This is a genomic window from Streptomyces sp. NPDC012466 (assembly GCF_042955215.1).
Classification (GTDB): domain Bacteria; phylum Actinomycetota; class Actinomycetes; order Streptomycetales; family Streptomycetaceae; genus Streptomyces.
In genome coordinates this window covers 430,084-450,359 of the sequence record NZ_JBIBEQ010000002.1, presented here as the reverse complement: position 1 = coordinate 450,359, position 20,276 = coordinate 430,084, and the positions used below count along the sequence as shown (strand labels likewise).

At 71.8% G+C, this 20,276-nt stretch carries 19 protein-coding genes; 9 read left to right on the top strand and 10 right to left on the bottom strand.

Going from position 1 to position 20,276, the window contains the following annotated elements; genetic code table 11:
• Window positions 1–24 precede the first annotated feature (24 nt).
• Complete coding sequence (locus tag ACFY9E_RS09555) at window positions 25–363, bottom strand: P-II family nitrogen regulator (protein ID WP_390981054.1); 339 nt, start codon at window positions 361–363, stop codon at window positions 25–27.
• The gene (locus ACFY9E_RS09550; protein ID WP_390981053.1) at window positions 360–1,670 is read right to left on the bottom strand and encodes an ammonium transporter; all 1,311 of its coding nucleotides are present in this window, start codon (window positions 1,668–1,670) and stop codon (window positions 360–362) included. The genes ACFY9E_RS09555 and ACFY9E_RS09550 overlap by 4 nt, the downstream gene beginning before the upstream one ends.
• Before the next feature lie 159 nt (window positions 1,671–1,829).
• Between ACFY9E_RS09550 and era the strand changes: the two genes are divergently transcribed.
• Window positions 1,830–2,792: a GTPase Era gene (gene era / locus ACFY9E_RS09545; protein ID WP_390981051.1), complete on the top strand. Its 963-nt coding sequence runs from the start codon at window positions 1,830–1,832 to the stop codon at window positions 2,790–2,792.
• Between the two features lie 14 nt (window positions 2,793–2,806).
• Here era and ACFY9E_RS09540 read toward each other — a convergent pair whose 3' ends face one another.
• Window positions 2,807–3,253, bottom strand: a complete 447-nt coding sequence (locus tag ACFY9E_RS09540) for an ATP-binding protein (RefSeq protein ID WP_390981049.1) — start codon at window positions 3,251–3,253, stop codon at window positions 2,807–2,809.
• Between the two features lie 249 nt (window positions 3,254–3,502).
• Between ACFY9E_RS09540 and ACFY9E_RS09535 the strand changes: the two genes are divergently transcribed.
• Genes ACFY9E_RS09535 through ACFY9E_RS09525 form a run of 3 tightly spaced genes read left to right on the top strand, consistent with a single transcriptional unit; the run spans window position 3,503 to window position 5,487 of the window.
• Window positions 3,503–4,375 carry a Scr1 family TA system antitoxin-like transcriptional regulator gene (locus tag ACFY9E_RS09535; RefSeq protein WP_390981047.1) on the top strand — a complete coding sequence of 291 codons (873 nt, stop codon included), beginning with the start codon at window positions 3,503–3,505 and terminating at the stop codon, window positions 4,373–4,375.
• On the top strand, window positions 4,372–4,623 hold the full coding sequence (locus tag ACFY9E_RS09530; RefSeq protein WP_390981045.1) for a DUF397 domain-containing protein: 252 nt from the start codon (window positions 4,372–4,374) through the stop codon (window positions 4,621–4,623). Before ACFY9E_RS09535 ends, ACFY9E_RS09530 begins: the two co-directional genes overlap by 4 nt.
• Window positions 4,624–4,674: 51 nt before the next feature.
• A complete protein-coding gene (locus ACFY9E_RS09525) occupies window positions 4,675–5,487 on the top strand; it encodes an SAM-dependent methyltransferase (RefSeq protein WP_390981043.1) in 813 nt (270 codons plus the stop codon).
• Here ACFY9E_RS09525 and ACFY9E_RS09520 read toward each other — a convergent pair.
• The 3 genes from ACFY9E_RS09520 to ACFY9E_RS09510 are packed head-to-tail and all read right to left on the bottom strand — an operon-like array spanning window position 5,477 to window position 8,206.
• Window positions 5,477–6,811 carry a GH1 family beta-glucosidase gene (locus ACFY9E_RS09520; protein ID WP_390981042.1) on the bottom strand — a complete coding sequence of 445 codons (1,335 nt, stop codon included), beginning with the start codon at window positions 6,809–6,811 and terminating at the stop codon, window positions 5,477–5,479. The genes ACFY9E_RS09525 and ACFY9E_RS09520 overlap by 11 nt on opposite strands.
• A 46-nt stretch (window positions 6,812–6,857) precedes the next feature.
• Window positions 6,858–7,124 carry a protealysin inhibitor emfourin gene (locus ACFY9E_RS09515; RefSeq protein ID WP_390981040.1) on the bottom strand — a complete coding sequence of 89 codons (267 nt, stop codon included), beginning with the start codon at window positions 7,122–7,124 and terminating at the stop codon, window positions 6,858–6,860.
• A gap of 20 nt (window positions 7,125–7,144) precedes the next feature.
• A complete protein-coding gene (locus ACFY9E_RS09510) occupies window positions 7,145–8,206 on the bottom strand; it encodes a M4 family metallopeptidase (protein ID WP_390981038.1) in 1,062 nt (353 codons plus the stop codon).
• Between the two features lie 321 nt (window positions 8,207–8,527).
• On the opposite strand from ACFY9E_RS09510, the gene leuA reads away from it, so the two are divergent.
• The 5 genes from leuA to ACFY9E_RS09485 all read left to right on the top strand — a co-directional run bounded on the left by leuA (window position 8,528) and on the right by ACFY9E_RS09485 (window position 15,352).
• Window positions 8,528–10,249 carry a 2-isopropylmalate synthase gene (leuA, locus tag ACFY9E_RS09505; RefSeq protein ID WP_390981036.1) on the top strand — a complete coding sequence of 574 codons (1,722 nt, stop codon included), beginning with the start codon at window positions 8,528–8,530 and terminating at the stop codon, window positions 10,247–10,249.
• 211 nt (window positions 10,250–10,460) lie between these two features.
• Window positions 10,461–11,159, top strand: coding sequence for a TerB family tellurite resistance protein (locus ACFY9E_RS09500; RefSeq protein ID WP_283971229.1), 699 nt, complete (start codon window positions 10,461–10,463; stop codon window positions 11,157–11,159).
• 152 nt (window positions 11,160–11,311) lie between these two features.
• Entirely contained in the window at window positions 11,312–13,405 is a 2,094-nt protein-coding gene (locus ACFY9E_RS09495) for an MMPL family transporter (RefSeq protein WP_390981034.1), read from the top strand.
• 46 nt (window positions 13,406–13,451) lie between these two features.
• Complete coding sequence (locus tag ACFY9E_RS09490) at window positions 13,452–14,693, top strand: histidine kinase (RefSeq protein WP_390981032.1); 1,242 nt, start codon at window positions 13,452–13,454, stop codon at window positions 14,691–14,693.
• Window positions 14,690–15,352, top strand: a complete 663-nt coding sequence (locus ACFY9E_RS09485) for a response regulator (RefSeq protein WP_390981030.1) — start codon at window positions 14,690–14,692, stop codon at window positions 15,350–15,352. The genes ACFY9E_RS09490 and ACFY9E_RS09485 overlap by 4 nt, the downstream gene beginning before the upstream one ends.
• 10 nt (window positions 15,353–15,362) lie before the next feature.
• Here the strand turns inward: ACFY9E_RS09485 and ACFY9E_RS09480 are convergent, their stop codons facing one another.
• Genes ACFY9E_RS09480 through ACFY9E_RS09465 form a run of 4 tightly spaced genes read right to left on the bottom strand, consistent with a single transcriptional unit; the run spans window position 15,363 to window position 20,276 of the window.
• Window positions 15,363–16,295 carry a dihydrodipicolinate synthase family protein gene (locus ACFY9E_RS09480; RefSeq protein ID WP_390981028.1) on the bottom strand — a complete coding sequence of 311 codons (933 nt, stop codon included), beginning with the start codon at window positions 16,293–16,295 and terminating at the stop codon, window positions 15,363–15,365.
• Window positions 16,292–17,299, bottom strand: a complete 1,008-nt coding sequence (locus ACFY9E_RS09475; protein ID WP_390982029.1) for an oligopeptide/dipeptide ABC transporter ATP-binding protein — start codon at window positions 17,297–17,299, stop codon at window positions 16,292–16,294. The genes ACFY9E_RS09480 and ACFY9E_RS09475 overlap by 4 nt, the downstream gene beginning before the upstream one ends.
• Window positions 17,300–17,331: 32 nt before the next feature.
• Window positions 17,332–19,305, bottom strand: a complete 1,974-nt coding sequence (locus ACFY9E_RS09470) for an oligopeptide/dipeptide ABC transporter ATP-binding protein (protein ID WP_390981026.1) — start codon at window positions 19,303–19,305, stop codon at window positions 17,332–17,334.
• An 8-nt stretch (window positions 19,306–19,313) separates the two neighbouring features.
• Window positions 19,314–20,276, bottom strand: coding sequence for an ABC transporter permease subunit (locus tag ACFY9E_RS09465; protein ID WP_390981024.1), 963 nt, complete (start codon window positions 20,274–20,276; stop codon window positions 19,314–19,316).

Sequence of the window (20,276 nt, the reverse complement as noted above, 5' to 3'; positions counted from 1 at the left end):
GACCGAGGCGGCGCGGTCCCGGCGTCAGAGCGCGTCGGGGCCGCGCTCGCCCGTCCGCACCCGCACGACCGTGTCGACGGGCAGCGCCCACACCTTGCCGTCGCCGATCTTGCCGGTGTGCGCGGCCTTCACGACCGCGTCGATGACGTCCTCGGCGACCGCGTCCTCGACGACGACCTCGATGCGGACCTTGGGCACCAGGTCGACCTGGTACTCGGCGCCGCGGTACACCTCGGTGTGGCCGCGCTGCCGGCCGTAGCCGCTGGCCTCGCTCACGGTCAGGCCGTGCACGCCGAGTTCCAGCAGGGCGTTCTTGACCTCGTCGAGGCGGTACGGCTTGACGATCGCGGTGATGAGCTTCATGCCTGGGGGGTGACCTTCTGGGCGGGGGAGACGACGGAGGAGGAGACCGGGGCGCCGTGGCCCAGGACCCCGTGATCGTAGGCCGTCTCGGCGTGCACCGTAAGGTCCAGGCCGGTCTGCTCCTGCTCCTCGTCGGCACGGAAGCCCATCGTGGTGTCGATCAGCCTGCCGATGCCGTACGTCACGCCGAACGCGTACACCGCCACCACGACCACGGCCAGCAGCTGCTTGCCGAGCTGACCGAGGCCGCCGCCGTAGAGGAGGCCCTCGGCGCCGCCGGTCATCGACTCGACGGCGAAGACGCCGATGAGGAGCGTGCCGATGACGCCGCCGACCAGGTGGACGCCGACGACGTCCAGGGAGTCGTCGTAGTTCAGCTTGAACTTCCAGCTCACGGCGTACGAGCAGACGACGCCGGCGGCCAGGCCCACGACCAGCGCGCCGAGCAGGGAGACGGATCCGCAGGAGGGGGTGATGGCGACCAGGCCCGCGACCGCGCCGGACGCGGCGCCCAGGGTCGTGGGGTGGCCGTCGCGCTTCTGCTCCACGAAGAGCCAGCCCAGCAGTCCGGTGCAGCCCGCGGCGAGGGTGTTGAGGAACGCGGCGGCCGCGAGGCCGTTGGCGCCGAGGGCGGAGCCGGCGTTGAAGCCGAACCAGCCGAACCAGAGCAGACCGGCCCCCAGCATCACCATGGGCAGGTTGTGCGGGCGCATGGCGTCCTTCTTGAAGCCCAGGCGCGGGCCCAGGACCAGGCACAACGCCAGTCCCGAGGCGCCGGAGACGATCTCCACGGGCAGCCCGCCGGCGAAGTCCAGCGCACCCAGCCGCTCCAGGATCCAGCCGCCCGGACCCCACACCCAGTGCGCGACCGGAACGTATACGAACAGCGCCCACACCGGCACGAAGACCAGCCACGCCCCGAACTTCGCCCGGTCGGCGATCGCGCCGCTGACCAGAGCGGCCGTGACGATCGCGAAGGTGAGCTGGAAGGTGGCGAACAGCACCGTGGGGACCGTGCCCTGGACGCTGTCCGGGCCGAGGCCGCTCATCCCGGCGTGGTCGAGCCCGCCGATGAGTCCGCCCGCCGCGTCCTCGCCGAAGGCCAGGGAGTAACCGGCCGCCAACCACACCACCGTCACCAGGGCGATGGACACGAAGCTCATCATCAGCATGTTGAGCACGCTCTTCGTGCGGACCATGCCGCCGTAGAAGAGGGCCAGGCCCGGCGTCATGAGCAGGACGAGGGCGGTGGCGGCGAGCAGCCAGGCGGTGTCGCCGGTATCGGCGGTTGCGGCGGCCAGAGGCACGGTGTCTCCAACGGGTGGGGGCTCCGGGGGCTCGTAGAGGGTCACCGCCCCGCGTTTCCGGTTGCGTACGGGTATGTTTCCGTGACGTTTCGTTGCGTAAGGGTTTCGAGGAGCTCACCGGAGGTGTCCGGTACAGGGCGGCTTCGTGGATCAGGGACAATGGGCGCCATGAGCGTTCGTACCCAGTCATCCGAAGAGCCGGCCGGAGCTGTCCACAGGGCCGGCTTCGCCTGCTTCGTGGGCCGTCCCAACGCGGGCAAGTCCACCCTCACGAATGCTCTGGTCGGCCAGAAGGTGGCGATCACGGCGAACCAGCCGCAGACGACGCGGCACACCGTGCGGGGCATCGTGCACCGCCCGGACGCCCAGCTGATCCTGGTCGACACCCCGGGGCTGCACAAGCCGCGCACGCTGCTGGGCGAGCGGCTCAACGACGTCGTGCGCACCACGTGGGCCGAGGTCGACGTGATCGGCTTCTGTCTGCCGGCGAACGAGAAGCTCGGTCCCGGCGACCGCTTCATCGCGAAGGAACTGGCGTCCATCAAGAAGACGCCGAAGATCGCCATCGTCACCAAGACCGACCTCGTGGACAGCAAGGCGCTCGCCGAGCAGCTGATCGCCATCGACCAGCTCGGCAAGGAGCTGGGCTTCGAGTGGGCCGAGATCGTGCCGGTCTCGGCCGTCGCCGACCAGCAGGTGGGTCTGCTGGCCGACCTGCTCGTCCCCCTGCTGCCCGAGGGCCCCGCGCTCTACCCCGAGGGCGACCTGACCGACGAGCCCGAGCAGGTCATGATCGCGGAGCTGATCCGCGAGGCCGCGCTGGAGGGCGTCCGCGACGAGCTGCCGCACTCCATCGCGGTCGTCGTCGAGGAGATGCTCCCGCGCGAGGACCGCCCCGCCGACAAGCCCCTCCTCGACATCCACGCCTTCGTCTACATCGAGCGCCCCAGCCAGAAGGGCATCGTCATCGGCCCCAAGGGCAAGCGCCTGAAAGAGGTCGGCATCAAGTCCCGCAAGCAGATCGAGGCGCTGCTGGGCACGCCGGTCTTCCTCGACCTGCACGTGAAGGTGGCCAAGGACTGGCAGCGGGATCCCCGGCAGTTGCGCAAACTGGGCTTCTGAGAACCCGCGGCTCGCTACAAGGCCGTCCGCAGGCTCGCCCACACCGCGTTGCCGCCCGTGAGGGCCGAGCGGGTGATGCCCCAGCTGTCGGCCATCTCCCGTACGAGCAGCAGGCCGCGGCCGCCCTCGTCGTCCAGGCCGGGGCGGCGGTCCGGGATCCGGCGGCCCGTGCGGTCACCGTCGTGCACCTCCAGCCGGAAGCGCGCGTCCGTCACCAGCTGCACGCCGCACAGGACGCGCTCGCCGAGCGTGTGCAGCACGGCGTTGGTGACCAGCTCGGACACGAGCAGCACGGCGTTCGCGCACACCTCCTCGGGCACCTGCCACGAGGCCAGCCGCGCGTTCAGGGCATGACGGGCGGCTCTGACACTGGTCCGCTGCGCCGGCAGCTCCAGCCAGTCGGTGCGGCCCGGGCGCACCGCGTCCAGGAACCGGGGAGTGGATGTCGTGTGGGGGGACACGGCGATCGCCTTCCGTGGGGGGTGGGCGAAGTCAAGGAAGGGTCGAGCGGACAACGGACCGGCCGGAACGGGGAGTTGATACTTCCGGAACCCTGGTCACACAAGTAACTATGCTCGTAGAGCAGTTCACGCTGCAACCATCTCCCTGATAATTTCAGAAGGACGGTATCGCCCCGGGCGGAACTGATCCGGTGAAGGGTCAACCCCCTGCCGGGCAAGCGGCGGTGACGACCCTTCAGGAGGCACGGCGTGAGCGACGCGCGATCCGGCACCGGCGCCGGCGCCCCCACCGTCCTGCGCATGATCCTGGGCCGCAGGCTCCAGGAGGCCCGGCAGCACGCGGGCCTGTCCCTCGACGACGCGGCCAATGCCCTGCGCGTCACACCGCTGACCATCCGGCGCCTGGAGAAGGCCGAGGTCGGCCTGAAGATCCTCTACGTCGAGAAGCTGCTGGAGACCTACGGTGCCGGGCGGCAGGAGATCGACGAGTTCGTCACCCTGGCCGAGCGGGCCAACCAGCCCGGCTGGTGGCACCCGTACCGCGATGTGATGCCGTCCTGGTTCACCGCCTACGTGAGCCTGGAGACCGGCGCGAGAACGCTGCGCACCTATGAACCGCAGTACGTCACGGGCCTGCTCCAGACGCCCGGGTACGCCCGCGCCGTGCTGCGCGGCGGTTTCCCGAACGACGGCGAGGACGACCTCGACCGGCGCGTGGAGCTGCGGCTGCGCCGCCAGAGCCTGCTCACCAGGCCGGACGCGCCCACGCTGTGGGTGGTGATGGAGGAGGCCGTCCTGCACCGGGTGGTGGGCGGCCCGGAGGTGATGCGGGACCAGATCGACCGGCTCCTGGAGGTGTCCGAGCTGGAGCACGTCAGCGTCGACATCGTGCCGTTCGCCGCGGGCGCCCACGTCGGGGCCTGTGCGCCCTTCACCTACTTCCGGTTCGAGGAGCGGGAGCTGCCCGACATCGTCTACAGCGAGATCCTCTCCGCGTCCGTCTACCTCGACCAGCGAGCGGACGTCGTGGCCCATCTGGAGGCGCACAACCGGCTGTCGCTGAAGACCTCGTCCGCGGACAGCAGGGCGCTGTTGAACCGCATGCGGAAGGAGTACTCATGACCATCGCCGAGGGCGCCGTCTACAACGGGATGCCCGCGTCGGACCTCGGGGACCAGGGCTGGGAGCGCCCTTGGAGCGGTCCCAACGGGGGACAGTGCGTGGAGACGAAGCAACTCGCCGACGGCCGGGTGGCGATGCGCCAGTCGACCGACCCCGCCGGTCCCGCGCTGATCTACACCTCCGAGGAGATCACCGCGTTCGTCGCGGGGGTCAAGCAGGGCCTCGCCGACCACCTGACGGCCCGCTGAAGCTCTCCACCGGGCCGGACCGCACCACCACCCCCCACTGAGAGGCACCACATGAGCAACTCGCAGGCCGCGCGGGACATCGACACCAGCAGGCCGCACTCCGCCCGCATGTACGACTACTACCTCGGCGGCAAGGACCACTTCGAGGTCGACAAGCAGGCGGCCGAGCGGGTCGCCGAGGTCTACCCGGCCATCTTCGTGTGCGCCCGCGAGAACCGGGCCTTCATGCACCGCGCCACCCGGGTCCTCGCCCGCGAGCACGGCATCCGCCAGTGGCTGGACATCGGCACCGGCATCCCCACCGAGCCCAACCTGCACCAGGTCGCCCAGTCCGTGGTGCCCGACGCCCGGGTGGTCTACGCCGACAACGACCCGCTCGTCCTCAAGTACGCCGAGCGCCTGATGCGCAGCACCTCCGAGGGCCGCACCACGTACATCGAGGCCGACGTCAACGACCCGCAGTCGCTGCTGAACGCACCCGAGCTGGCCGAGGTCCTGGACCTGGACCGCCCGGTGGCGCTCTCCCTCAACGCCCTGATGCACTTCGTCACCGACGCCCAGGACCCCTACGGCATCGTGCGCCGCCTGCTGGACGTGCTGCCCTCGGGCAGCGCCCTGGCGCTGAGCCACTGCACGCCCGACTTCGACCCGTCGACCTGGCAGAAAGTCACCGACATCTACACCTCGGCCGGCACGCCGGTGCAGTTCCGCTCGCAGCAGGACGTCGTCCGCTTCTTCGAGGGCCTGGACCTGCTGGAGCCGGGCGTCACCGTGGGCCACCGCTGGCGGCCCGGCCCCGCCGAGGGCGACGCCCCGACGGACGCCGAGGTCAGCCTGTGGACCGGGGTGGGCATCAAGCCGTAGGCGCCTGCGCCCGCAGCAGCTCCCGGTACCAGTGGTACGACGCCTTCGGGGTCCGCTCCAGGGTGCCGAAGTCGACGTGGACCAGGCCGAAACGGCGTGCGTAGCCCTCCGCCCACTCGAAGTTGTCGAGCAGGGACCACACGAAGTAGCCGCGCACGTCGACGCCCGCCTCCACCGCCCGGTGCAGGGCCCGCACATGGCCGTCCAGGTAGGCGATGCGGTCCTGGTCGTCGACGCCCGGGTACGAGCAGCCGTTCTCGGTGATGACGACGGGCGGGAGCCGGTCGCCGTAGCGGTCGCGGAAGGTGGTGAGCAGTTCGGTGAGGCCCTCGGGCACGACCGGCCAGCCGAAGTCGGTGACCGGGTGGCCCTCGATCTCCCGGACGGAGAAGGGCAGTTCGGCGGGCATCGTGACCCCGCCGAACTCGATCTCCGCGCCCTGCGGGGCACCCACCCTGGTCGGCGCGTAGTAGTTGATCCCGTACCAGTCGAGCGGCTCGGCGATCACTTTCAGGTCGGCCGCCACGTCTCCCGGCATCAGCTCGCCGATGCCGTCCGGGTACCGGCCCAGCAGCAGCGGGTCCGCGAACAGGCGGTTCAGCAGCAGGTCGTAGAACTCGGCCGCCTCCACGTCCGCCGCCTCGGTCGACGCCGCCCAGGTCGGGCCGTGCGAGTTGGCGATGCCGATGTCCCCGGCGCCCGAGGCGCGCAAAGCCCGGACGGCCAGGCCGTGGGCGAGCAGCTGGTGGTGGGCGGCCGGCAGCGCGTCGAACAGCAGCCGCTTCCCCGGCGCGTGCACGCCCAGGGCGTGACCCAGCAGGGTGTGCTCGGCGGGTTCGTTCAGGGTGATCCACTTCGTCACACGGTCGGCCAGGCGGTCCGCGACCAGCGACACGTGCTCGGCGAAACGTTCGGCCGTGTCCCGCTCCAGCCAGTCCAGGTCCGCCGGCAGGTCCCAGTGGAACAGCGTCGGCACCGGGCGGACGCCGGCCGCGCACAGGTCGTCCACCAGCCGGTCGTAGAAGTCCAGGCCCTTCTCGGAGCGCACGCGCGGCCAGGAGACCGAGAAGCGGTAGGCGTTCACGCCGAGGCCGGCCAAGAGTGCCACGTCCTCGCGGTGGCGGTGGACGTGGTCGCAGGCCACCGCCGCCGTCGAGCCGTCCTTCACCCGTCCCGGTTCCGCCGTGAACGCGTCCCACACGGACGCCTCGCGCTCGTCCGCGGCGCCCTCGATCTGGTGCGCCGAGGTGGACACGCCCCAGAGGAAGCCGTCGGGGAAACGGGGGATCGCAGTGCCTGCGTCAGTCGCCATGCGCTGGATCATCCGTACCGGCGGTAACGGAAGTCAACGGCCGGGCGGGAAGGAGCCGTTACGCCCCTTCCTTCAGCACCCGCGAGATCAGCTTGCGCTGCTCCTCCGTCAGCCGGGGATCCGCGCAGTACACGGTCTTCCCGTCCACCGTGAGCTGGTAGCTGAAGCCGTCCGGCACCCCGACCGGCGGCGTGCTCCGGCCGGCGGCGACCGCCTGCCCGGCCAGGGCGTGCCACTCGGAGGCATCGGGCCGGCCCGAGGTGTCCACCTCCGCGTGCCGCTCGATGCCCGCGAAACCACCCGTGCGCCTCACCTGAATCCGCATGCCACCTGTCTAGTACGGAACTACAGGGTCCGCACCCCGACCCGCTCCCAGGCCTTCGACACGGCGTCCAGTTCCTCCCCGTCGCCGAAGCGCTCCCGGGCGGCCTCGACGGTGAGCGTGGCGAAGTCGGTGAACAACGCCTGCTGCGTCAGGCGACCGCTCGTGAGGACGTCGTACCAGACCTGCCCGGCCCGCTCCCAGGCGTGACCGCCGAGGGCGGTGGCCGCGAGGTAGAAGGCATGGTTCGGGATGCCCGAGTTGATGTGCACACCGCCGTTGTCGCGGCCGGTGCGCACGAAGTCGTCCATCGTGGCCGGCTGCGGGTCCTTGCCGAGGACGTCGTCGTCGTACGCCGTGCCCGGCTCCTTCATGGAGCGCAGGGCCGTGCCCGTCACCCTCGGGGCGAGCAGCCCGGCACCGATCAGCCAGTCGGCCTCGGCGGCGGTCTGGCCGAGCGTGTACTGCTTGATCAGGGCGCCGAAGACGTCCGACAGGGACTCGTTGAGCGCGCCCGGCTGGCCGAAGTAGGTGAGGTTGGCCGTGTACTGCGTGACGCCGTGCGCGAGTTCGTGGCCGATCACGTCGATCGGGATGGTGAAGTCGAGGAAGATCTCCCCGTCCCCGTCGCCGAAGACCATCTGCTCGCCGTTCCAGAACGCGTTGTTGTAGTCGCGGTCGTAGTGCACCGTCGCGTTCAGTGGAAGGCCGTTCCCGTCGATCGAGTCGCGCCGGTAGGCCTGGAGGAACAGCTCGAAGGTGGCGCCGAGACCCGCGTAGGCGCGGTTGACGGTGGCGTCCTTGCCGGGCCTGTCGCCCTCGCCGCGGACCTTGTGGCCGGGCAGGTCGGTGCCGTGCCGGGCGTCGTGGACGGTGCGCCGCGGCTTGCCGTCGGCGACCGCGGCGACGGCGGTGGCGCCGATGACCGTGGTCAGGCGGCGCTGGGTGCGCTCGAAGGCGTCGCGCTGCAGGGTGCGGCGGGCGGGACCGGCGAGCGCGGGGTCCTCTGCCTGGGCGAGCCGGTCGAGGACATGCGGCGGAACGATGGTGCAGAAGACGGGCTCGAAGCCCCCGTGAGTCGTCATGCCCGGCACCCTTGCACTGAGTGACGAGACTGTCACTAGCCGCCACCATGATTGGTGAAATACCGGGACAATGTCGCTCACGCTCCGTGGTGGAGTGGTATAGCGCACTTTTTGTCCCGTATGTGCGCCGGGTCCCGCATACTGATACGACCCCACGCGCCGGGAGAGGCTCGGCTAGCATGCTGCGCATCATGCGTTTCGGGCTGCTTCTCCTTAGCTGCCGCGGCGAGGGCCTGTAGTCGAGGCCGACTCCCTCCCCGCGGAGCTTGGTGCTGCGTCGTCGGCCGTCCTTCCGGACACCCCTTGAGGAGCCCCCGCATCATGGCGAACCGCCAGCAGCCCAGTTCCATGCCGATCCACAAGTACGGCCGCTACGAGCAGGTCGACATCCCGGACCGCACCTGGCCGCAGAACCGCGTCACCACCGCCCCCCGCTGGCTCTCCACCGACCTGCGCGACGGCAACCAGGCCCTGATCGACCCCATGTCGCCGGCCCGCAAGCGCGCCATGTTCGACCTGCTGGTCAAGATGGGCTACAAGGAGATCGAGGTCGGCTTCCCGGCCTCCGGCCAGACCGACTTCGACTTCGTGCGCTCCATCATCGAGGAGCCCGGGGCCATCCCCGACGACGTCACCATCTCCGTACTGACCCAGGCCCGCGAGGACCTGATCGAGCGCACGGTGGAGTCCCTGAAGGGCGCCAAGCGCGCCACGGTCCACCTGTACAACGCCACGGCGCCGGTCTTCCGCCGGGTCGTCTTCCGCGGCTCCAGGGACGACATCAAGCAGATCGCCGTCGACGGCACGCGCCTGGTCATGGAGTACGCGGAGAAGCTGCTGGGCCCCGAGACCGAGTTCGGCTACCAGTACAGCCCCGAGATCTTCACCGACACCGAACTGGACTTCGCGCTGGAGGTCTGCGAGGCGGTCATGGACGTCTGGCAGCCCGGCCCGGGCCGCGAGATCATCCTGAACCTGCCCGCCACCGTGGAGCGTTCCACGCCCTCCACGCACGCCGACCGCTTCGAGTGGATGGGCCGCAACCTCTCCCGCCGCGAGCACGTCTGCCTGTCGATCCACCCGCACAACGACCGCGGCACCGCCGTCGCCGCCGCCGAGCTGGCCCTGATGGCCGGCGCCGACCGCGTCGAGGGCTGCCTGTTCGGGCAGGGCGAGCGCACCGGCAACGTCGACCTGGTCACCCTGGGCATGAACCTGTTCTCCCAGGGCGTCGACCCGCAGATCGACTTCTCCGACATCGACGAGATCCGTCGCACGTGGGAGTACTGCAACCAGATGGAGGTCCACCCGCGCCACCCGTACGTGGGCGACCTGGTCTACACGTCCTTCTCCGGCTCCCACCAGGACGCCATCAAGAAGGGCTTCGACGCCATGGAGGCCGACGCGGCCGCCCGGGGCGTCACCGTCGACGACATCGAGTGGGCCGTCCCCTACCTGCCGATCGACCCCAAGGACGTCGGCCGCTCCTACGAGGCGGTCATCCGGGTCAACTCGCAGTCCGGCAAGGGCGGTATCGCCTACGTCCTGAAGAACGACCACAAGCTGGACCTGCCGCGCCGGATGCAGATCGAGTTCTCCAAGCTCATCCAGGCGAAGACGGACGCCGAGGGCGGCGAGGTCACGCCGAAGGACATCTGGTCGGTCTTCCAGGACGAGTACCTGCCCAACCCCGAGAACCCGTGGGGCCGGATCCAGGTCAAGAACAACCAGTCGACGACCGACACCGACGGCGTGGACACGCTGAAGGTGGAGGCCACGGTCGACGGCCAGGACACCGTCCTGACCGGTTCCGGCAACGGTCCGATCTCGGCCTTCTTCGACGCCCTGCAGTCCGTCGGCGTCGACGTACGCCTGCTGGACTACCAGGAGCACACGATGAGCGAGGGCGCCTCCGCGCAGGCCGCCTCCTACATCGAGTGCGCGATCGGCGACAAGGTCCTGTGGGGCATCGGAATCGACGCCAACACGACGCGGGCCTCGCTGAAGGCGGTCGTCTCGGCCGTCAACCGCGCGGCTCGCTGACCAGCCGTACGGGTCTGCGTCCGAAGGCCGCTCAGGGACGCCGACGGGGCTCCGTCCGCCGATGTACGGCGGACGGAGCCCCGTCGTATACCGGCCATTTGCTGTGGAGGTCACGGAAAGGTCTCCTCCGGGGTGCTGACTCCTCGTCTCCGATGTGGCTAACATCACGCAAGCGCGGCGACGTTGCCGCGCGGCGTGACGGAGGTGCGACGTGCTGCCAGGACGGGGACGAAACGGTCATGCCGCCAGGTGTTCGCGCATCCTGGGCACCCGCACCGCGTGGACGGCCGCCGGTGACGGGGAGTTCTTCTGCCCCGGCTGCGGCGGCGACCGCAACTACCAGCGGCTGACCGGACAGCGCCGCTTCACCCTGCTCGGCCTGCCCGTGCTGCCGCGCGGCGAGACCGGCCCGGTCGTGGAGTGCGCCGCCTGCCGCCGCCACTTCGGCACGGACGTCCTCGACCACCCCACCACCACCCGCTTCTCCGCGATGCTCCGCGACGCCGTGCACACGGTCGCCCTCGCTGTACTGGCCGCGGGCGGCGCCGGTTCCCGTACGGCACTGGAGGCCGCCGTGCTCGCCGTGCGCGCGGCCGGCTTCGACGACTGCACCGAGGAACAGCTGGCCGCCCTCGTCGAGGCGCTGGAGGCCGACACCGGCCGGATCACCGGCGGACCCTGTGGTGCCGGGCTCGCCATAGAGCTCCACGAGGCCCTGGACCCGCTCGCCCCGCACCTCGCCACCGTCGGCCGCGAATCGATCCTGCTCCAGGGCGCCCGCATCGCCCTCGCGGACGCGCCGTACACCCCGGCCGAGCGCGATGTGCTGGCGACGGTGGGTGCGGCGCTCACCATCTGCTCCGACGACGTGACCCGGCTGCTGGCAGCGGCGGCGCGCACGCCTTCGTAGGGGCACGCCCCACGTACTCCCCGGGGAGTAACACGCGGCCGGGACCACCCCCGGCAGTAGCCCCCGGCTCGACCTCACGCCCGACGAAACGGCCCCCGGCCGACGGGAGTCTGGAGACCGATCCAGACACCCGACCGGAGGGAGCCGGACACATGGGGGCCGTAAGGACGCGTACCGGGCGGAGGCGGGCGGTGCCCTGGGTGGTGGTCGGGCTGTGGCTCGCCGCGCTCGTGCTGGTCGGGCCGCTCGCGGGCAAGTTCGCCGACATCCAGCAGAACCGCGCGGTCGACTACCTGCCCGACAGTGCCGACTCGACCCAGGTGGCGCGCGTCCAGGACGAGTTGCCGGGCGGCGAGGCGACCGACCTGGTGCTCGTCTACCACCGGGACGGTGGTCTGACCGGCGCCGACCGGCGCACCGCCCGCGAGCAGATCGCCGAGGTGAGCGGCGCCTACGACCTGGCCGGGGAGCCGCGGGGCGTTCCGTCGAAGGACGGCTCCACCCTGATGTACCCGGTCTCCAGCACCCAGCCGGGCCAGGACGAGGAGGCCCGGGACGCCTTCGTCGACGGGGTGCGCGACATCGTCGAGGGCGGCGGCGGGCTGAGCGCCGAGGTCGGCGGGCCCGGCGCGCTCAACACCGACATGAACAAGGTGTTCGGGACGCTCGACGCCACACTGCTGCTCGCCACGCTCGGCGTCGTCACCGTGCTGCTCATCCTCATCTACCGCAGTCCCTTCCTGTGGCTGGTGCCGCTCGCCGTGGCGGGGGTGGCCGCCGCCGTGGCGATGGCCGCCGGGTACGGGCTGCACGAACTGTTCGACGTCACCGTCACCGGACAGAGCGGCGGTGTGATGACCGTGCTGGTCCTCGGCGCCGGCACCGACTACGCGCTGCTGATCGTCTCCCGCTACCGCGAGGAACTGCGGCGCCACGAGCGGCCCCACGACGCCATGCGTGCCGCCCTGCGCGGCTGCGGACCGGCCGTCCTCGCCTCCTCGGGGACCGTCGCGGCCGGGCTGCTGTGCCTGCTCGCCGCGGACCTCAACAGCAGCAGCGGCATGGGACCGGTCGGCATGGCCGGGGTGCTCGCCGCGCTGGTCGCCATGACGACCCTGCTGCCGGCGGTTCTGGTGCTGCTGGGGCGGCGGGTCTTCTGGCCGCTGATCCCCGCCTTCGGCAGCGAGCCGAAGGCCCGGCGATCGCTGTTCGCCGCCATGGGCACCTCGGCGACGCGCCGGCCCGCCACCGTGCTCGTGGGAGGGGCCGCGCTGCTCGGTGCCCTCGCCCTCGGCACCCTGAACCTGTCCGGCAGCCTGAAGCAGGAGGACTCCTTCACCGAGCGGCCCGAGTCGATCACCGCGATGCGGACGCTGGCGGCGGAGTATCCCGAGCGCAGCAGCCGGCCCGTGACGGTCGTCGCACCCGAGGAACGGGCCGGGGCGGTGCTGGAGCGGGCCCGCACGACCGACGGCGTCGCCGAGGCGGCGACCGGGCGCACCGGCTCGGGCTGGACCGAGATCGCCGTCTTCACCACCGCGGCCCCCGAGACTCCGGCCGAGACCCGGACCATCGAGGCGCTGCGGACGGGGCTCGACCCCCAGGGCGCGTACGTCGGCGGGCCCAGCGCCCAGCAGATCGATCTGGTCCACGGCGAGTCGCGGGACCGGAAGGTGATCGTGCCGCTGGTACTGGCCGCGGTGTTCGTCATCCTGGTCGGGCTGTTGCGCAGTCTCGTCGCGCCGTTGCTGCTGCTGGCGGCGGTGGTCGCGGTGTGGGGAGCGGCCCTCGGCATCGGCGGGCTGGTGTTCGAGCCGTTGTTCGGCTTCGCCGGAAACGATCCCGGGCTCGGGCTGCTGTCCTTCGTGTTCCTGGTCGCCCTCGGGGTGGACTACGGGATCTTCCTGATGCACCGGATGCGGGAGGAGTCCGTACGGGGTGCCGAGCCGGAGGCGGCGGCGCTCACCGCTCTGCGGACGACCGGTGGGGTCATCGCCTCCGCGGGGGTCGTGCTCGCGGCGACGTTCGCGGTGCTGACCACCCTGCCGATGGTGGGGCTGGTCGAGCTCGGGTTCGTGATCGCGGTCGGGGTGCTGCTCGACACGTTCCTGGTGCGGACGTACCTGGTGACCACGGCGAGCGTGCTGCTGAAGCGCCGGGTCTGGTGGCCGGGCAGGCTCTCCCGGGCGCCGGAGCGGACGGTTCCGCCGACGGAGCGGAAGCCCGTGTCCGCCGACGCCCGCTGACCGACGGCGCCCCTCCCCTCCCGGAGGGGCGCCTTCCTGGCCGAGGATGATGCCCGTGCAGGAATCCACCACCCCGCCGGCGACCTGGTCGCGGTCCGCGGAGCGGATCATGGCCGCGATCAACCGCGACCCACTGACCGCCCCGCACGCCGCCCGCAACGACGCGCTGCTCGCCCTTGCCGCCGCCGTGCTCGCCATCGCCCTGGCCCTGCTCGTCGACGACGGGCGCAGGCCCGACGCGCTGGGCTGGACGCTGCTGGTCGCCTGCAACGTGCCGATCGCGTGGCGGCGCCGGCGGCCTCTGCTCGTGCTGCTCGCGGTCGTGGTCTGTGTCGGGCCGTACCACGCCCTGGACAACACCCACACCGCGCCGACCCCGGCGACGTACATCGCGCTCTACACCGTGGCCGTCACCGGCCGCCCGCTGCGCACCGTCCTGGTCGGAGTCGGGGTCATCAGCCTCTCGGTCGGCGTGATGCTCACCGTCAGCATGCACGAGGCGCTGGAGGTTCTCCGGATATCGGGCTGGGTCGTCGCCGTGCTGTTCTGCGGTGTCGACGTGCGCGTCTACCGCCAGTACGTCGCCTCGATCGTGGAGCGCGCCGAACGTGCCGAACGCACCCGTGAGGAGGAGGCCCGGCGGCGGGTCGCCGAGGAGCGGCTGCGGATCGCCCGGGACCTGCACGACCTGCTCGCCCACAGCATCACCCTCATCGGGGTGCAGACCTCCGTCGCCGCCCACGTGCTGTCCGCCGACCCGGAGCGGCTCGACCGGGAGACGGTCGCCAAGGCCCTCGACGACATCGCCGAGACCTGCCGCAGCGCCCGCGGTGAACTCCGTACGACCCTGGAGGTGCTGCGCGAGCACGGCCCCCCGGACGCCCGCGGCCCGCTGCCCGGCCTCGACGGGCTGCCCGACCTGGCTGAGGCCGCGCGGCTCGCCGGAGCCCGGGTCGAGCAGACCGTGCGGATACGGCAGGCACCGCCCGCCGTCGGCGCCGCCGCCTACCGCATCGTGCAGGAGGCCCTGACGAACGCGGTACGGCACGCGGGGCCCGAACCGGCCGTCCGGGTCGAGCTGGAGGAGCGGGACGGCGCCCTGCACCTGTCGGTCCGCGACGGCGGCACCGGACCGGCCCCGGGCGGAACCCCGGGCTTCGGGCTCGTCGGCATGCGCGAGCGGGCCCGCAGCGTCGGTGGCACACTCGACGCCGGACCGCGCACCGGGGGCGGATTCGAGGTGACCGCGGTCCTGCCGCTGGCCACGACGGGGGAGAGGACCGGATGACCATACGGGTGCTGCTCGCGGACGACCAGACCCTGGTGCGGGAGGCGTTCGCGATGCTCGTGGAGTCGGCCCCGGACATGGAGGTCGTCGCCCAGGCCGCCACCGGGAGGCAGGCCGTCGAACTGGCCCGCAGCGCACGCGCCGACCTCGTGGTGATGGACATCCGCATGCCCGACCTCGACGGCATCGAGGCGACCCGGCTCATCGCCGCCGACGAGGACCTCGCGGGCGTGCGGGTGCTCGTCCTCACCACGTACGACACCGACGAGAACATCGTCGACGCCCTGCGCGCCGGTGCCTCCGGGTTCCTGGTGAAGGACACCAGGCCGGCCGAACTCCTCGACGCCATCCGCACGGTCGCGGCCGGGGAGTCCCTGCTGTCGCCCGGGCCCACGGCACGGCTGATCGAGCGGTTCCTGCGCAGCCCCTGCGCACCGGAGACCGGCGGGCCCGAGTGCCTGTCCGGCCGGGAGCGGGAGGTGCTCGCGCTGGTCGCGCGCGGCCTCAACAACACCGAGATCGCGGACGCGCTGGGTCTGAGCCCGCTCACCGCCAAGACCCACGTCAGCCGCATCATGGGCAAACTGGCGGCACGGGACCGGGCGCAGCTGGTCATCGTCGCGTACGAGTCGGGGATGGTGACGCCGGGGAGCGTCTGAAGGACACCCTCTAGAGCAGCCCGGCCGCCGCCAGGTACTTCCCCACCCGCTCCACCTCCTCCGGCGACAGCGGGGTCTGCGGCTGCGCCGTCGCCGGGCAGCCGATCACGCCCCGCAGGTGCAGGGCGGCCTTGAAGGCGCCGATCGCCGAGGAGTTCGGGCCCATCCGGGCCGGGTCGCCGACGGTCACCATGCCGAACAGCGCGCACAGGCGCTCCTGTTCGGCACGGGCCGCGTCCCAGTCCCCGGCGCGGCACAGGCGGTCCAGGCGGACGTAGCCGTGCGGGTCGACGTTGCCGAGGCCCGGCACCGTACCGTCCGCGCCGATCGCGAGGGCCGCGTCGACGATCAGCTCGGAGCCGGTCAGCACACTGAAACCGGTGATGCCCTGGCGTTCCCGGACGCCGGTCACGACCTGGCGGAAGGCGGCCAGGTCACCGCTGGAGTCCTTGAGCCCGGCCACGACACCGTCGGCGGCCAGCTCCAGCACCACGTCGGCCGGCAGCTTCGTGTGCACGGCGACGGGAAGGTCGTAGGCGATCACCGGGACCGGGCTCGCGGCGGCGACCGCGCGATAGTGGCGGGCGATCTCCGCCGGGTGGGTCCGGGCGTAGAACGGGGCGGTGACGACGACCGCGTCCGCGCCCGCCGCCGTCACCGACGCGACATGGTCCAGGACCCGGGGCGTCGTCATGTCGATCGCCCCGGCCAGCACCGGCAGCTGCCCGCCCACATGGCCGGTGACCGACTCGACGACCAGCCTGCGCTGCCGGTCGGGGAGATACGCGGCCTCCGAGGTGGAGCCGAGCACGAACAGTCCGTGCACCCCGCCGGCCAGCAGATGGTCGACGAGTCCGAGCAGTGAGGGGACGTCCACCTCGCCGTCCGGTGTCAGGGGCGTGCAGACGGGCGGGATGACACCGGTCAGCGGGGCGAAGGTCATGGCGCCTCCATCGGGTCGCGTCGGTGGACGAGGTCGCGGGTCGACTCGTCCTCCCGGACAGGATGGTGGCAGCGGAAGCGGTGCGCGGGTGCCGACGCGGCGGAGAAGCCCGGCATCTCGTCCGCGCACGTGCCGTCCGCCTTCCAGCAGCGGGTGCGGAACGGGCAGCCGCTCGGCGGCCGGGTCGCCGACGGGACCGGACCGGCCAGCGGGATCGGGTCGATCGGGTCGAGCAGGCCGGGCGTGGCGGAGAACAGGGCACGGGTGTACGGGTGCCGGGCCCGGTCGGTGACCAGGGCGGCCGGGGACTCCTCCACGATCCGGCCCAGATACATGGTGATCACGCGGTCGCTCATCCGCCGTACCGTCTGGATGTCGTGCGAGACGAACACCAGCGCCAGGCCGAGGCGTTCCTTCAGGTCCAGCAGGAGGTTGAGGATCTGGGCCCGGACCGACACGTCCAGGGCGCTCGTCGGCTCGTCGGCCACGACCAGGTCCGGCTCCAGGGCAAGGGCCCGGGCGATCGCCACGCGCTGGCGCTGCCCGCCCGAGAGCCGGCCGGGCAGGGCGTCGGTGAGGGCCCGCGGGAGGCCGACCAGGGACATCAACTCCCTGACCCTCTCGTCGCGTTGCCCGCGAGTGCCCCGGTCGTGCACGTCCAGCGGGTCCCGCAGGATCTGCCGGACGGTCAGGCGGCGGTTCAGGGCCGTCGACGGGTCCTGGAAGATCATGCCGATGCTGCCGCCGACGGTCCGGCGGCGCTCGGCGGGCGGCATCGCCCACAGGTCCCTGCCCCGGAACGACACCGTCCCCAGCGTCGGCCGCTCCACCCCCACCAGCACCTTCGCCAGCGTCGACTTGCCGCAGCCCGACTCACCGACCACGCCGACGGTCTCGCCGGGCGCGATCATCAGGTCGGCGCCGGTCAGGGCGTACACCCGGTCGCGGGTGAAGAGGCCGCCGCTGCGGGCCTTGTGGACGACGTGGGCGCCGGACAGCTCCATCAGGGCGGAACCGGACGGCCGGGCCGGATCGTTCACGACACCGCCTCGCTCTCGGTGGCCGCGAGCTCCGTCGCCGGGTGATGGCAGGCCGCCGTGTGCTCCGGCATGCCGGCCAGGACGGGGGCCGTCGTCCGGCAGACGCCGCTCGCGCGCGGGCAGCGGCCGGCGAAGCGGCACCCCGCGGGGAAGTCGGCCGGGGACGGCACGACGCCCCTGATCTGCGTCATCCGCTCCTGCCCCGACTCCAGCGACAGCACGCTGCCGAGCAGGCCGCGCGTGTAGTGGTGGGCCGGGGCCTCCACCAGGTCGGCGGTCACGCCCGTCTCCACGATCTGCCCGCCGTACATCACCACCACCCGGTCGGTGACGTCCGCGACCAGCGCCAGGTCGTGCGAGACGAGGATCAGCGCGAAGCCGAGCTCCTCGCGCAGCCGCAGCAGCAGCTCCATGACCTGCGCCTGCACGGTCACGTCCAGGGCGGTCGTCGGCTCGTCGGCGACGATCAGCTGGGGGTCGCGCGACAGGGCCATGGCGATGAGCACGCGTTGGCGCTGCCCGCCGGACAGTTCGTGCGGGTAGCTGCGCAGGGTGCGCCCCGGGTCGAGGCCCACCATCGTCAGCAGTTCGGCGGGGCTCCGGTGCCCGCCGCGTCGCACGACCTGCTTCAGCTGGGCGTTGATGGTCATCGCCGGGTTCAGCGACGACAGGGCGTCCTGGTAGATCATCGCCATCTCGTGGCCGAGCAGCCCGCGGCGTACGCGCATCGGCTCGGCGAGCAGGTCCCGCCGGTGGAAACGGACCCGGCCGCCGATCCGCGCCCCCTTCGGCGGCAGGCCCATGATCGCCAACGCGGTCAGGGACTTGCCGCAACCCGACTCGCCGACCAGCCCGAGCACCTCCCCGGGACGCACCTCGAAGCTGACGCCGTCCACGATGTCGACGCCGCCGTGCCGCTCGTCGAAGCCGATCGTGAGGTTCTCCACCGCGAGCACCGGCTGCCCGCCCCGGGGCAGCGGACGGGCCCGGGCCCGCAGCCGCCGGGCCGCCTCCGCCAGCCCGGGCAGCTGCACGACCTCCCCGCTGCCGGGCTCCGGCGCCTCCACCGGATCATCGCCGGGCGTGTCGGCCTCCCGCGCCGACGGGGCCGCCCACGTGTCGGACACGCCCTCGGACAGGATGTTCAGCGACAGCACGGTGACCAGCATCAGCAGCCCGGGGAACACCGTGGCCCACCAGCCGCCGGTCAGCACCATGTTCTTGCCGTCCGCGATGACACTGCCCCAGGACGGGTCCGGCGGCCGTACGCCCGCCCCGATGAACGACAGGGACGCCTCGAACACGACGGCCTCGGCGACCTGCACCGTGCAGAACACCAGCACCGGCGCGGCGCAGTTGACCGCCACGTGCCTCAGCACGATGTGCGGAGTCCGGGCGCCGATCACCCGTTCCGCCGTCACATAGTCCTCGCCGTACTGGTCGAGGACGTTCGCCCGGACCACCCGCGCCACCGGCGGCGTGAACAGGAACGCGATCGCGCAGATCAGCACCGTGATGCCCCCGCCGAACACCGCCACCAGCACGGCGGCCAGCGCGATCCCCGGGAACGCCATCACGATGTCCAGGCAGCGCATCAGCGTCTCGTCCACCGCCTTGCGGGAGGTCGCCGCGATCGCCCCGAGCAGCGCGCCGGCCACCAGGGCGAGACCGGTCGCGCCGAGCCCGATCGCCAGCGACCAGCGCGCCCCGTACATCAGCCGGCTCAGAATGTCCCGGCCGAGGCTGTCCTGACCCATCCAGTGCCCGGCCGACGGATGCCCGGTGCCGTCCGCCGGCGACTGCTGGTCGAGCGGGTCGTGCGGGGCGAGGAGCGGCGCGCACAGCGCCATCACGGCCACGCCCGCCAGGAAGCAGACGGCGATCCTCGACGGCACCGGCAGCCCGCGCGGGCCGCGCAGCCGGACACCGGGCCGGGACAGCGCCTCGGCCAGGCCCTTGCGGGTCATCATGCGGCTCATCATGGGGGCGCATCCCTCAATCGCGGGTTGACCAGCAGGTACAGGACGTCGATGACCAGGTTCACCACGACGAACCCGGCCGCCGTGGTCAGCACCACGCCCTGCACCACGGCCGGATCGCCGTTCTTCACGGCGTCGATCATCAGCTTGCCCATGCCGGGCAGCGAGAAGATCGTCTCGATGACGACCGCGCCGCCCAGCAGATAGCCGACGCGCAGACCGAGCACGGTGAGCGGGGTGACGAGCGCGTTGCGCAGCACGTTGCGCCCCACGACCACCCGCGGCGGCAGCCCGCTCCCGATCGCCGTCCGCACGTAGTCCTTGTCCAGCTCCTCCACCACGGCCGTGCGCACGATCCGGGTCAGCTGCGCCGCCACCGGAAGCGACAGCGCGAACGCCGGCAGGGTCATCGTCTTCAGCCAGCCGGTGAGGGAGTCGGCCGGGTTGATGTAACCGCCGGTCGGGAACCAGCCCAGGTCGACCGCCAGGTACTGGATCATCAGCAGTGCCAGCCAGAAGCCGGGCGCCGCGACACCGGTCAGGGACACCACCCGGATGATCTGGTCGGGCAGCCGGTCCCGGTGGATCGCCGCGGTCACGCCGCCCAGGAGGGACAGCACGACCGCGATGCCCAGACCGAGGAACGTCAGCTGGAGGGTGAGCGGCAGCGCGGTGGCGACCTGGTCGAGCACCGGCGCCCGGGTCAGCGCGCTGGTGCCCAGGTCGCCGTGGAGCAGATCGGCGACGAAGCCGGCGTAGCGCACCGGCAGCGGATCCAGCAGGCCGTGTTCCTCGCGGAAGTCGTGCAACTGCCGCGGCGTCGGGTTGGCGCCCTGGAAGAACGCCGACGCCGGGTCGACGTCCGAGAACCGCATCACCAGGAACACGAACAGCACGATGCCGAGCATCAGCGGCACGAGCAGGACGACACGGCGGAGCAGGATCCGCAGGACGGCCGTCAC